The organism is Flavobacterium sp., assembly GCF_035760125.1.
GTDB lineage: Bacteria > Bacteroidota > Bacteroidia > Flavobacteriales > Flavobacteriaceae > Flavobacterium.
The window spans coordinates 1-13,586 of record NZ_DASTTN010000110.1 but is presented as its reverse complement, the minus strand read 5'-3'; the positions used below and the strand labels follow the sequence as shown (position 1 = coordinate 13,586).

At 33.1% G+C, this 13,586-nt stretch carries 15 protein-coding genes and 1 pseudogene; 15 read left to right on the top strand and 1 reads right to left on the bottom strand.

The features are described 5' to 3' along the window. The 12 genes from VFS71_RS04335 to VFS71_RS04280 form a co-directional block, all read left to right on the top strand. A partial coding sequence (locus tag VFS71_RS04335; protein WP_326399592.1) for a VanZ family protein occupies nucleotides 1–240 on the top strand: 240 nt, incomplete at its 5' end. Nucleotides 241–341: 101 nt separating this feature from the next. Then, on the top strand, nucleotides 342–1,085 hold the full coding sequence (gene deoC / locus VFS71_RS04330; RefSeq protein WP_326399590.1) for a deoxyribose-phosphate aldolase: 744 nt from the start codon (nucleotides 342–344) through the stop codon (nucleotides 1,083–1,085). A gap of 17 nt (nucleotides 1,086–1,102) precedes the next feature. Beyond that, entirely contained in the window at nucleotides 1,103–3,217 is a 2,115-nt protein-coding gene (locus VFS71_RS04325) for a gliding motility protein RemB (protein ID WP_326399589.1), read from the top strand. Between the two features lie 48 nt (nucleotides 3,218–3,265). Next, complete coding sequence (locus tag VFS71_RS04320) at nucleotides 3,266–4,351, top strand: glycoside hydrolase family 18 protein (protein ID WP_326399588.1); 1,086 nt, start codon at nucleotides 3,266–3,268, stop codon at nucleotides 4,349–4,351. Between the two features lie 209 nt (nucleotides 4,352–4,560). Then, entirely contained in the window at nucleotides 4,561–5,463 is a 903-nt protein-coding gene (gene cyoE / locus VFS71_RS04315; protein WP_414655985.1) for a heme o synthase, read from the top strand. A gap of 2 nt (nucleotides 5,464–5,465) precedes the next feature. Then, nucleotides 5,466–6,053, top strand: coding sequence for a cytochrome c oxidase subunit 3 (locus VFS71_RS04310; protein WP_326399587.1), 588 nt, complete (start codon nucleotides 5,466–5,468; stop codon nucleotides 6,051–6,053). Nucleotides 6,054–6,095: 42 nt separating this feature from the next. After that, complete coding sequence (locus tag VFS71_RS04305) at nucleotides 6,096–7,070, top strand: cytochrome c oxidase subunit 3 (RefSeq protein ID WP_326399586.1); 975 nt, start codon at nucleotides 6,096–6,098, stop codon at nucleotides 7,068–7,070. A 16-nt stretch (nucleotides 7,071–7,086) separates the two neighbouring features. After that, the gene (locus VFS71_RS04300; protein WP_326399585.1) at nucleotides 7,087–7,437 is read left to right on the top strand and encodes a cytochrome C oxidase subunit IV family protein; all 351 of its coding nucleotides are present in this window, start codon (nucleotides 7,087–7,089) and stop codon (nucleotides 7,435–7,437) included. Between the two features lie 83 nt (nucleotides 7,438–7,520). Continuing rightward, nucleotides 7,521–8,162, top strand: a complete 642-nt coding sequence (locus VFS71_RS04295; RefSeq protein WP_326399583.1) for a hypothetical protein — start codon at nucleotides 7,521–7,523, stop codon at nucleotides 8,160–8,162. A 3-nt stretch (nucleotides 8,163–8,165) separates the two neighbouring features. Further along, nucleotides 8,166–8,852, top strand: a complete 687-nt coding sequence (locus tag VFS71_RS04290; protein ID WP_326399581.1) for an SCO family protein — start codon at nucleotides 8,166–8,168, stop codon at nucleotides 8,850–8,852. 38 nt (nucleotides 8,853–8,890) lie between these two features. Next, on the top strand, nucleotides 8,891–9,430 hold the full coding sequence (locus VFS71_RS04285; protein WP_326399580.1) for a DUF420 domain-containing protein: 540 nt from the start codon (nucleotides 8,891–8,893) through the stop codon (nucleotides 9,428–9,430). Next, nucleotides 9,423–9,686: a hypothetical protein gene (locus tag VFS71_RS04280; protein ID WP_414655984.1), complete on the top strand. Its 264-nt coding sequence runs from the start codon at nucleotides 9,423–9,425 to the stop codon at nucleotides 9,684–9,686. The genes VFS71_RS04285 and VFS71_RS04280 overlap by 8 nt, the downstream gene beginning before the upstream one ends. Nucleotides 9,687–9,806: 120 nt before the next feature. On the opposite strand, the gene VFS71_RS04275 is transcribed toward VFS71_RS04280, so the two are convergent. Next, nucleotides 9,807–11,222, bottom strand: coding sequence for a DUF4403 family protein (locus tag VFS71_RS04275; RefSeq protein ID WP_326399576.1), 1,416 nt, complete (start codon nucleotides 11,220–11,222; stop codon nucleotides 9,807–9,809). Nucleotides 11,223–11,483: 261 nt separating this feature from the next. Here VFS71_RS04275 and VFS71_RS04270 point away from each other — a divergent pair, with 261 nt between their 5' ends. The 3 genes and pseudogenes from VFS71_RS04270 to VFS71_RS04260 all read left to right on the top strand — a co-directional run. Beyond that, nucleotides 11,484–12,185 carry an ABC transporter ATP-binding protein gene (locus VFS71_RS04270; RefSeq protein ID WP_326399574.1) on the top strand — a complete coding sequence of 234 codons (702 nt, stop codon included), beginning with the start codon at nucleotides 11,484–11,486 and terminating at the stop codon, nucleotides 12,183–12,185. Further along, nucleotides 12,178–13,422 carry an ABC transporter permease gene (locus VFS71_RS04265; RefSeq protein WP_326399573.1) on the top strand — a complete coding sequence of 415 codons (1,245 nt, stop codon included), beginning with the start codon at nucleotides 12,178–12,180 and terminating at the stop codon, nucleotides 13,420–13,422. Before VFS71_RS04270 ends, VFS71_RS04265 begins: the two co-directional genes overlap by 8 nt. A 2-nt stretch (nucleotides 13,423–13,424) precedes the next feature. Beyond that, nucleotides 13,425–13,586: pseudogene (locus VFS71_RS04260) on the top strand (ABC transporter permease); the annotation flags it as partial.

The following is a 13,586-nucleotide window of genomic DNA, read 5'->3' as shown; positions in this document are numbered from 1 at the left end:
TGGTTTTTGTTTTTTAGTAAACACTTGCAAATTGATTCGATATTCAAACCTTTAATGTATTCGGTTGTGTTGTCGTTCGTTTTTGGAATAACAATAGAAATATTGCAAAATTTAATAACGGCAACGAGAAATGCAGATGTTTTAGATATTGTTGCCAATATGGTTGGATCGATATTAGCTATTTTTGTTATTGTGATTTTTAATAAATTCAATATCTTGAATTCAATGTTAAAAAAATAATGCCCACTTCGGTGGGTTTTTTTGTTTTGTATGATATACTATAGAGGTCATATCATTCGAATAATGTAATTTTACGGCGTTTAACTTCTTAAATTCTAAAGATGAATATTAGGGATTATTTGGATTCTACTTATTTGAAAACTGATGCTCAAGCTGGTTTGAACGAAAGTGAGAATATAGCTGTAGCTCAGGGTTTTATTCAAGAGGCTATAGACGAAGGTTTTAAATTAATAATGATCCGTCCTAATAGGGTTGCTTTGGCAAAAAAAATGATTGTTGCAGCACAATCAAAAGTGTTAATTGGAACCGTGATTGACTTTCCGGAAGGGAAATCCTCTTTGGAAAAAAAAATGGAAGAAGCTCTTGAGTGTATCCAAAATGGTGCAGATGATTTGGATTATGTTTGCAATTATGAGGCTTTCAAAGCTGGGGATATTGACTTGGTGAAAGAAGAAATTCTAAAAGGTACTCAGCTAGGATTGAATCATAATAAAACTGTAAAATGGATTATCGAAGTGGCCGCACTAAACGAATTGCAAATTGCTCAATTGTCTGCATTGATTAAAAATGTAGTGGTTTCTAATTTTAAAGAAGAGTTGTATAGCTCTGTTTTTGTGAAATCATCAACAGGTTTTTATAAAACAGATAATGATTTGCCTAATGGTGCAACTGTCCCTTCTATTAAAATAATGCTTGAAAATGCATCTCCACTTCCTGTTAAAGCGGCTGGTGGAGTAAGAACATATGACGAAGCTAAGCAAATGGTTGAGCTTGGTGTCAAACGTATTGGAACTTCTGGTGCCAAAGCGATTGCAAATGGAGAAGAGTCTTCTTCTCAGTATTGATTAGATATAAAATTCAAATGATTAAAAACTTTTTTTCTTTTATTGTTTTCTTTAGTGTGTTAGTAGGCAATGCACAAACTCCAACTTCGAATCAGTTGGAATCTTCTGATGAACGTTTTCCTGTTTTTTCAAATTGTCAAAATTTACAAGGGGAAGATTTGAAAAATTGCTTCTATAACGAAGTGCAACAGTTCGTTTACCATAATTTTAAAGTACCCGAAAAGTTGAAGCAGAATAATTATAGAGGACTAGTTAAAGTGCTTTTTGAAGTTGATATTACTGGTACATTTAAGGTTCTGTATGTTAATTCTAACAATGAAGAACTTATTGCCGAAACCAAAAGGGTTTTTGAAGGTTTTCCTAAAATTGGCCCGCCTACTTATGCTGGAAATCCGACCTATTCGAAGTTCAATATAAGTATAGATATTCCGTTGTTGTCTCCTGAAGAAATAGCGGCTGTAGCTTTGGCTAAAAAAGAAAATATCAATGTTAATGAAGGTTTGACAGAATTGGACAGTATTGTTTATAAACGTTTTGACAACCCGCAGTTTTCAAGTCATTTAAGTATTCCTTTCTCACATAGTTATTATGCTCAATTTGATGGTGAAATAAATCAGGTAGGGAGTAATAATCATACAGCTTCAAAACCATATACTTATGCCGAAGTTGAAAAATACTATAATTTTCAGAAAGTCAATTCTAACCTTATGAAGAATAAGTCAAGTTGGTGGGGCAGAAAAGTCTTTAATGAAAATTTAGCTGAAATCAAAGGAGAAGGATATTGGTTTGCTTTAAATTTCTTGTTTAATGTTCAAGGAGGAATCTCCAATCCAAGTAAGACTGATTATACATTTGTAAATACGAGAGCGCTTAATTTTAAAGGAGGTCTAGGGAATCATTTAAATTTTACAACCACTTTTTATGAAAGCCAAGGGCGCTTTGCCGATTACTACAATGCTTATGCGAACTCAATAAAACCATCTGGAGGAAATCCTGCGATTATACCTGGAATTGGTATTGCAAAATCGTATAATTCGGATGCGTATGATTTTCCTTTGGCCGATGCTAATATTTCCTATAATGCCGCTAAATTTTTAGATTTGCAATTGGGTTATGGTAAAAATTTTATTGGAGATGGTTACCGTTCCTTATTTTTAAGTGATGGAGCAAGTCCATATCCTTTTTTTAAGATAGATGCCAATTTTTGGAAAATTAAGTATTCAGTAAATTATATGTGGCTAAAGGATGTTCGTCCTGATGTTACTGTTGATAGAACGTATGCTTCAAAATATATGGTGAATCACTACTTGAGTTGGAATGTTTCAAATCGATTGAATTTAGGTTTTTTTGAATCAGCTATTTGGACAAATACTAATGGAAGAGGTTTTGATGCGAATTTTATAAACCCAATTGTGTTTTATAGAGCAGTTGAATTTTCTTCTTCTTCCAGAAGTGGTAATGCTGTTTTGGGATTGAGTTATAAATACAAGTGGAATAATCAGGTAAATTTTTATGGGCAATTTCTTATTGATGAATTTTCGACTAGCGATATTGCTGCTGGGGAAAATAGTTGGAAAAATAAATTGGGTTATCAATTGGGAGTAAAATATTTCAATGCATTTCATGTAGATAATTTACTTTTACAATTAGAGTTCAATCATGTTCGCCCTTATGTATACTCACATAGTGATCCAATTACAAATTATGGGCATAATAACCAAAGTTTAGGTCATCAATGGGGAGGAAATTTTCAGGAGTTGGTTTTGTTAGGTTATTATCATAAAGATAGGTTTTATTCGAATGCTAAAATTACTATAGGAACGCGAGGACTTGATTTTGACACAACAGATAATACTTTTAATTATGGTCAAAATATATATAAAGACTATGATGAAAATAGACCGTATGACAAAGGAGTGAAAGTAGGACAGGGTAATAAAACAAGTCTTTTTATCTCAGAAGTTCAGGTAGGTTATTTAGTGAATCCAGCTACTAATTTGAAGCTTTTTGGTAATTTTTTATATCGAAATTTTGACCCTACAACAAATACGGCAACTGTGTTTAAAGAGCAAACAACCTGGTTTACTGTTGGTTTTAGATCTGATGTATTTAATTGGTATTTTGATTATTAATGAGTTTTTTTAAAAGTAAATTCTTGTAATTAATTTAAAAATAGCAAAATGAGAAAAAAGATATTGACTTTTTTTTTAGTAATCACATGCTTAAGTTTGCAGGCTCAAAAAAGCAAAAGCTTATCAGTTTTGGCATATTATACAGGTGATGAGAAACAGATAAATGATTTTGAAGTTGAAAAATTAACTCATATAATTTATAGCTTTTGTCGCCTTAAAGACGGAAGATTAAATGTTGATACTGCTAAAGATTCTATTACAATTAAATATTTAGTTTCATTAAAAACCAAATATCCTCAGCTGAAAATAATGTTGTCGTTAGGTGGTTGGGGTGGTTGCGAAAATTGCTCAAATGTTTTTTCTACAGCCTCTGGTAGGGCAGTTTTTGCCAAATCTGTGAAAGAAGTTAATGGCTATTTTAAAACAGATGGCTTGGATTTGGATTGGGAATATCCGACTATAGAAGGTTTTCCTGGGCATTTATACCAACCAGCGGATAAGAAAAATTTCACGGAGTTGGTGAAAGTTTTAAGAACTGAATTAGGGAATTCTAACGAATTGAGTTTTGCAGCAGGAGGATTTCAAAAATATCTAGACGAGTCTGTAGAGTGGGAATCGGTTATGCCATTTGTCGATCGTGTCAATATTATGAGTTATGACTTAGTTAATGGGTATTCGAAGACTACGGGGCATCATACACCTCTTTTTAGTGCCCAAAAGAATGAGGAATCTACCGATAACGCAGTTAAGTATTTGTTGAAATTAGGAATTCCATCTCATAAATTAGTTATTGGAGCGGCGTTTTATACTCGAACATGGAAAAATGTTGAGAATGTTAACAATGGATTGTATCAGCCTGGAATGCATGTGGAAGGGGTGAGTTTTAAAAATTTTAAGGATTCATTGACTGAGGAAAAAGGGTGGAAGTATTTTTGGGATAAAAAAGCAAATGCTCCATATTGGTACAATCAGAAAGAGAAAATGTTTGCAACTAGTGATGATATTGCTTCTGTAAAAGTGAAAACTTCTTATGTAATAAAAAATAAATTAGGAGGTATTATGTTTTGGGAGCTTGGTTTGGATACCACTAGAAATGGTATGGTGAATGCTATTTATGAATTAAAAGCCAAATAATAAATTTTATTGGATACTGTTTACCTATGGCGGTTTAATTCTGCGGTAATGCTATTGTTGAATTATATTTTTCTTTAATAAGCTTAATTAAGAAGTAAAAACCGACTAAAGAGTTAACTAATTTTTCAATTTTGATTTTGATTGACCATTTTTGAATCTAATTTGTATATTTGCACCAGTTTTCAAAAAATATACCAATTTTATCTGCATTGAGTACAACATCAAATCCCACTTCGATTAAATCTATTTACTTTGATTTTAAGGCAATTACAAAAGCTGGTTTGGCTATTAGTGTTGTTTTTTCTTCGATTGCGGGTTATGTTCTAGGGTTTGATACTACACACTCTTTTAGTTGGATAGTTTTGTTGAAACTTGCAATTGGAGGATATTGCATGGTTGGAGCTTCCAATGCTTACAATCAGGTAATAGAAAAAGATTTGGATGCTTTGATGGATCGTACAAAGAATCGTCCAGTTGCCTCTGGAAGAATGTCTCCTAGTTTGGCTTTAATCGTAGCAAGTTTGCTTACTATTTTGGGAGTGGCTTTGCTTTATACAATAAATCCAAAAACAGCAATGTTTGGTGCGATCTCGATTTTCTTATATACCAGTATTTATACGCCGCTTAAAACAGTAACTTCGCTGTCTGTTTTTGTGGGTGCTTTCCCTGGGGCAATTCCTTTTATGTTAGGATGGGTTGCTGCGACAGGAGAGTTTGGAATTGAGGCAGGAACTTTGTTCTTGATACAGTTTTTTTGGCAATTTCCTCATTTTTGGGCAATTGGTTGGTTTTTGTATGAAGATTATGAAAAAGCAGGTTTCTTTATGTTGCCAACAGGTAAGAAAGATAAAGGGACTTCTTTACAAATAATATTATATACTATCTGGTTGATGATAGCGTCTCTTTTACCTGCATTAGGATATACTGGGCGTTTGTTTATTACGCCAGTCGCATCGATTTTAGTGTTGTGTCTTGGTCTTTGGATGTTGTTTTATGCAGTTCGTCTGTACCAAATAAAAACAGCAAAAGCAGCAAGAACATTAATGCTTGTAAGTGTTTCTTATATAACGTTATTACAATTAGTGTATATTTTAGATAAATTTTTAAGATAATTATGGAAATGACAATGACAGCCGAAGATCATAAATTGAGAACGGCAAGATCTTATAAATTGATTTTATTGTTCGCCATGGTGAGCATGACAATGATGTTTGCTGGTCTAACGAGTGCTTATGTAGTGAGTCAATCAAGAGCAGATTGGTTAAAAGATTTTCAATTACCGTCCGCTTTTTATTTTAGCAGTATTGCTATTTTGGGATGTAGTGTTACTTTTCATTTGGCAAAGAAAGCTATTCAAAAAGATAATCACAGTAAGACAACTTTGTTGCTTTTGGCTACGTTGGCTTTGGGGATTTCATTTGTAGTATTGCAATTTGTGGGTTTCGGACAAATAGTGTCTAATGGTCATTATTTTACCGGAAATGCAAGTTCTATCACAACAACATTCTTGTATGTAATAGTGGTAGTTCATTTGATTCACCTTGCTGGAGGGATGATATCATTATTAATTATTATTTATAATCATTTTAAACAAAAATATAATTCAACCCAAACTCTTGGAATAGAACTAGGTGCAATGTATTGGCACTTTCTAGACTTCTTGTGGGTTTATTTATTTTTATTTTTATATTTCTTTAAATAAGAAAAAAACGTAAATTTGGAAACTTTTTAACGAATAACTTTTATGGAAGCGACAGTTACTACTGCAAATAGTGAAAAAACTTGGGGAGGCGGCAATGAGCCAATGGGAGCAAGTTATGGTAAATTAATGATGTGGTTTTTTATCGTATCAGATGCCTTAACGTTCTCTGGATTTTTAGCAGCTTACGGGTTTTCTAGATTTAAATTTATTGAAACATGGCCATTAGCCGATGAGGTGTTTACACACTTCCCATTTTTACACGGTGTATCTGCTCCGATGTATTATGTGGCGTTAATGACTTTTATTTTGATTTTCTCATCTGTAACAATGGTTTTGGCCGTTGATGCAGGACATCAAATGAAAAAGGATAAAGTAGCCCTTTATATGTTTCTAACAATCATTGGAGGTTTAATCTTCGTTGGTTCTCAAGCTTGGGAATGGAAAAACTTTATCAAAGGAGAATACGGTGCTGTTGAGACAACAGGAGGTAGCTTGCTACAGTTTGTTGACAAGGAAGGTCATCGTGTTGCTTTGGAGGATTTTGCTGCAAAATTGCCAGTAGAAAGAGAGCAATTATCAAGATCTAAAGGAAAATGGTTCATGGATGAATCAGCAATCCCTACTTACACAGTGGCAGAGGTTCAAGCTGGATTCAAAGCACATCCTGATGTTTTAATAAGAATTGAAACTTTAAATAAAGACAAAGAAAAAATTGTCCTTTCTAGAGAAGAATCTTTAGTGCGTTTGGATCAAGCTAAGATAGTTATTGAAGGAGCCAATCTAACTCATAATGAATATGGAAGTAAGCTTTTTGCTGATTTCTTCTTCTTTATTACAGGTTTTCACGGATTTCACGTTTTCTCAGGTATAGTAATCAATATCATTATCTTTTTTAATGTTCTTTTGGGTACTTACGAGAAAAGAGGAAGTTACGAAATGGTTGAAAAAGTGGGGTTATACTGGCACTTTGTTGATTTAGTTTGGGTATTTGTTTTCACATTCTTCTATTTAGTTTAATTTTAGATTTATCATTATGTCACACGAACATGTTTCTAATACAAAAAGAATTTGGACTGTTTTCGGTCTATTATCTTTAATCACAACTGTTGAGGTTGGTTTTGGTATCATCAGACCAGATGCATTAGCTATGCACACTTTTATAACTATGAGTTTGTTAAACTGGTTGTTTATTATACTAACATTAGTTAAAGCATATTACATTGTATGGGCATTCATGCACATGGAAGGAGAAAAAAAGGTATTGAGAAATGCTGTTGTTTTTCCATTAATATTCTTAGTTTGTTATTTGCTTTTTATTCTATTGACAGAGGGAGACTATGTATTTGAGGTTTTTAAAAATTCTACAATTAAATGGAATTTTTAACAAGATATTAATTCAATGAAAAAGGTATCCGTCTCGACGGATGCCTTTTTTTATTTTAATACAATAAATTTTATAAAGTCCTAATGAAAAAAAATATCGTTCTTTTTGTATTATTTATATTGCCTATAGTAGCTTATCTGTTTTTTGCATCGGGCGTTAATAGTTTTACAAAATTGCCTGTTATAACTCCGAAGATTCCTAATCTTGGAGAATGGAAATCCTTAAATGGTGAAAAAGTAAGTTTGGACAATAAAATTACAATACTTGGTTTTTCGGGTACAGAAATTCTTAAAAACAGAGGAAATTATTTCAACTTAAATGAAAAAATTTACCAACGCTACCATGATTTCAAAGATTTACAATTTGTTGTTGTTGCTCCTTTGGGAACCGAAAAAGACGTTAAAGCTGTAGTTGATGCTTTAGGTGCTTTTACCGATGTAAGTCAGTGGCATTTTGTGTTTACCACTCCTGAAGAAATTAAGATATATTTTGGTCAGCTAAAACTAAAAGGAAATCTGAATCTTGATTTAGGTACTCCTGATGTTTATATAGTAGATAAAGAAAGAAACTTGAGGGGGAGAAAGGAAAAGAAAGGTTATAAAGAAGGGTACAACACATTCCATCCTGCAGAATTAAGTAACGAAATGTTGGATGACTTCAAAGTTATTCTTTATGAATATCGTGCCGCTTTAAAAAAGAATCATAACGCAACAAAACAATTATAAAAGATGCTTAAAAATAAATCGTATATAGGGATTTCTTTTGTGATACTTGTTTTTGGAATATATGCTGTTCCAAAAATTGTAGATAGAATGCAGAACAATAGTGTGGTTCAGGGAGATCGTTTGGATAAAGTGAGTGGCTCTAAAGCTGTAGATGGGAAGTTGGTTAAAGTTGGTCCAGCTCCAAAATTTGAATTAACCAATCAAGAGAATGTAAAAATTTCCAATGATTTTTATAAAGGGAAAGTGTATGTTTTGGAGTTCTTCTTTGCGACATGTCCTTCAATTTGCCCTAAAATGAACGCCAATATGGTAACCCTTCAAAATGAGTTTTTTGGGAATCCTAATTTTGGGATTGTTTCGATAACAATTGATCCAGTTCATGATACTCCTGCAGTTTTAAAAGAGCATGCTAAAATATTGGGAGTTAAGTCATCCAATTGGAATTTTTTGACTGGAGACAAGGATTATATCTACAATTTGTCCAATAAAGGATTTAATATCTATGTTGGAGAAAACAGTAAAGTGCAAGGTGGTTTTGAGCATTCTGGACTTTTTGCTTTGATAGATAAAAATGGGAATATCAGATGTAGAAAAGACGATTACGGTAATCCGATTTTATACTATGATGGATTGGAGAAAAAGGGAATTAGAGATATTCAACAAGATATTCAAGCTTTGCTAAAAGAATAAAAAGTGTAGAAGTTAGAAATAAGAGATTAAATTAGATAATGGAAAATAATACTATAGAACAAAAGTATAATAAATGGATTGTGTTGCTGTCAATTGCAATTCCTCTTGCGGTGGCAGTTCTTTTTAAAGTGAAGTTAAAAGATTTTGGATTTGATGTAACGCCTTTATCGTTTTTACCCCCTATTTATGCCACTGTAAACGGAATAACGGCAGTATTGTTGGTTGCTGCGGTAATGGCTGTTAAAAACGGTAATAGAAAGCGTCACGAGTTATTAATGAAGATGGCTATTGGATGTTCGGTTGCATTTTTGGTAATGTATGTTGCTTATCATATGACTGCTGAATCAACTAAATACGGTGGAGAAGGAGTTTTGAAATATGTCTATTTCTTTATTTTAATTACCCATATTTTTTTATCAATAGCAATTATACCGTTGGTTTTGATAACTTACGTTCGTGCCTTGGCCAGTAAATTCGATAAGCATAAAAAAATTGCCAAAATCACTTTTCCGATTTGGCTTTATGTTGCTGTTACTGGAGTGATTGTGTATTTAATGATTTCGCCTTATTATGTTTAGTATGAAAAATAGAAAAGAGGGAATAGTAAAAAGAAGAATTGGATTAAGATTATATTTTTATATTTTATGTTCATTATTCTTTTCTCTTTCTTCAAATGCGCAATGTGCGATGTGTAGAGCAGCTTTGTCGGGTGATGAAAATAAAGCCAAAGCAGCTGCTGTAAATGACGGAATCGTTTATCTTATGGTAATTCCTTACGTACTTGTTGGTGCACTTGGTTATTACGTTTATCGAATGAAAAAGAAGAAACAATAAGTCCAATATTAATTGCAAATTCTATTGCAATCACAATAAAAAAAGCAAGGCTCAAAAAATGATGTTTTTTTGAGCCTTGCTTTTTTATATGGCCTACTAAATACTGAAATCTGCTTATTCTTATTTAAGTCCGTCAATTGCAACATTTATGTTTCCGTTTACTTTTATAAAAGCAATCATCGCTTGATTGGTTAGCTCTATTTTTTGAAATTGTATGTCTTCCATTTTTCCATTAATAAAAACGCCTGGCATTGGAGAATAGTTTTTCAAATAAGTCATCATGCTTTGTTTGGCTTCATCCAAATTTTGTTTGATAGAGTAACGACAACTTTCTTCTATCTTTCTCAAAATAATTCCTTGAGCTAGCCAATTTGCTGTACGCATTAATCTACTTTTTGTGTCTAATACATAATCCAATTTGTCGAAATAGATTTCTTTGGATGTGTCATTATATTGCGGAATTCCAGTAAGATATATTGTGCCATTTACAGAGCCTAAAAGATCCAAAGCAATTACCAATTTCCCGTCTTTATGCCAAACAGCCACATTTTGCACTTTTACTTTCTTGCTTCCGGATCCAAATTCTTGTCCAACAAAATTGGTAGTCATTAATTTGGAAGCCTCTTGATAGGTAGAAACGGCAGCTATATTCGCAGAGATTTGTTCTGGAATTTTTTCAACGGCTTTTAGGGTGATTTTGTTCGCTTCAAATTTTGATTCAGGCTTTTTTCCTATTGAAGTTTCCATATTGCATTTCATACCCATGTTGAGTAAAAAAGAATCGTTTTTTAGTTTAGCATTGGTTGAATACGCTTCTATTGGAACAATTCTAAGCCAACTTTTATAGGTTTCACTCATTTCAAAAGGGGTGCATATTTTGGATAAAGCATCCATTACATTCGGTTTGAAATCCATGGAATCTTCGATGGCGGTGTCAATGCTTTTTTCGATCTTTGATTTGAAAAGACTTACTGCAGGATTGATAAGATACGTTACAGGCATGTTTTTTCCAAAAACTGTCATTGTTGGACTTTCAACCCAGTCTAATGATTTCAAAGTTGTTTTTGAGCTTAATCTCCAATTATTTAAACTTACGCTGCTCAACAAAGTGACTATTCCGTTTAGATTGAACTCTTGTGTTTTGTATAAATCAACACCCATGGTTTTTGTTCCAATTCTGTATTTTGCCCAAACTTTTAAAGGCAATACGGTTTTTATTTTTTCACCTTCTTTTCCGTGGTCATTGGTAATAGTTATTGGAGCTTGTTTCCAGACTTTGATTTCAATATTGTCGTCTTCAATATTATTGTCTTCATAGATTAAACCATTCAATAGGGTGTTGGTCTGGTTCTCAATATCTTTTAGTTTAATACTAACGGGTAAATTTATATATGAAGGTGTATTCGTATAGGTCAGTGGTACGGCATCGTCAGGTTCGGGTTTTAATGCTTCTATTTTTTGGGAAGTTGATGAACAGCTTGTGATTAATACTAATGTGGTTAAGAAAATAATTAGAATCGAAAGAGATTTTAGCATTTGTTTGGGGTTTTGAGTGCAAATTTAACAAAACAAATATATTTTTTGGTTATGGGTGTAACATTTTAGTGAGATATAAGTCTTATAAAATGTGCGTAAGAAAAAATTGGTCGTAAACACTAATTGATGATATGCGGATTATATATGGGTGATTAAAAAATAATTAGAAAGCCTGTAAATTAAAATAGTGATTTTAAAATTCGTTTTTCTAATTGCTATTTTTTAGAACATAAATACTATTGCTTTAAAATAAAAGAAACCATGATCGAAATTAAAGACTTACACAAATCATACAAAATGGGACATTCCGAATTGCATGTGCTAAAAGGAATTAATTTCAACATAAAAGAAGGCGAATTGGTCGCTATAATGGGGTCGTCTGGATCGGGGAAATCGACTTTGCTTAATATTCTGGGAATTCTTGATGAAGCCGATTCGGGACTTTATACTTTGGACAATGTGCCAATTAAAAAATTAAATGAAACTATCGCTTCTAAATACCGAAACCAATTTCTTGGTTTTGTTTTTCAATCATTCAACTTGATTAATTACAAAAGCGCATTGGATAATGTGGCTTTGCCTTTGTATTATCAGGGATTAAAGAGGAAAGAGCGTAATGAGATTGCAATGAGATATCTTGAGAAAGTAGGATTGGCTTCTCATTCACACCATTTACCAAATGAGCTTTCTGGAGGACAAAAACAACGTGTGGCTATTGCTAGAGCTTTGGCTTCCAATCCAAAAGTGTTATTAGCAGATGAACCTACAGGAGCATTAGATACATTGACTTCATATGAAGTAATGGAGTTGATTCAAGGGATTAATGATGAAGGTAAGACTATTTTGATAGTGACACACGAACCAGATATTGCCGCTATGTGCAAAAGAAATGTAGTCCTGAAAGACGGATTGATAATTGATGATAAAATGATAGAACAAGTTAGAGCTTCTTCTTATGTTTAATATAGAACGCTGGCAGGAAATATTTGAGGCTATTGCCAAAAATAAACTGAGAACCTTTCTCACTGGAGTCTCAGTGGCTTCGGGTATATTTATTTTGGTTATTCTTCTTGGAGTTGGAAAAGGGTTGCAAAACGGTATCCAAAAATCATTTGAACGTGATGCAGTGGGATCTATTTATGTTTGGGGTGGAGCAACGGCAAAGGCTTACAAAGGATTGAATCCAGGAAGGAAAATTCAATTTAGAAATAGTGATTATGATCTTTCTGTAAACAAATATGGTGATTTAATGGATATAAAGGGGTCTACCTACAGTTCATGGGGTGCAACTATTGTTTACGGAAAAGAATCTGGGTCATACGAGTATAGAGGAGTGAACCCGGATGGTATAGCAATCGAGAATGCCACAGTTATTAAGGGACGTTTTGTAAATAACAATGATGTTGTTAATAAAGAGAAAGTGACTGTGATTAGCGAAAAGATAAAGTTAGATTTATTCAAGGATCAAGATCCTATAGGAAAACAGATCACAGTAAATGGCATTAATTTTAAAGTTATAGGGATTTTTACTGATCCAGGTGGTGACTGGGATGAAAAAAGAATATTTATACCATTGTCTACCGTTCAGAGAGTGTTTGGAGTCGGTGATAAGATTAATAATATGTTTTATACTTTAAAAAAGAAAGATAGTTACCAAGAAGCCGTTGACGAGGCAAATAGATTTACTGAAAATTTAGGGCAACTGTTGAAAAGTAAAAATGGTGTCGCTCCTGATGATACGAGTGGAATAGGAATTAATAATTCGGTTACAGAAGTTAAGAAGTTTTATGATTTAAATCTGTACATAAGATTGTTTTTTTGGTGGGTTGGAATCTGTACCATTATTGCAGGAGTTGTTGGGGTAAGTAATATTATGATGATTATTGTAAAAGAAAGAACCAAAGAAATTGGTATCCGAAAAGCGCTTGGAGCTTCTCCGATTTCGATTATTTTAATGATTTTGCATGAATCTATTTTTATTACTACTATTTCCGGTTTTATTGGATTGTTGACAGGGTTGGCGCTTTTGGAATTAGTTGGTCCGCATGCACAAAGTGAATATTTTGTGAATCCACAGGTTGATTTTACGGTAGCGATGTCAACCTTAATTGTTTTGGTAGTTGCAGGTGCATTAGCAGGATTTGTACCAGCTTATCGAGCAGCCAAAATTAGACCTATTGTAGCACTTAGAGACGAATAATTATGTTTGATAGAGAAAAATGGAACGAAATTTTAGAGGCGCTTACCGCCAATACCTTCAGAACGATACTTACCGCTTTTGGAGTGTTTTGGGGAATATTTATATTGGTTATACTGCTTGCTGCTGGAAACGGGTTGGAAAATGGGGTTAAAAGCGGGTTTGAC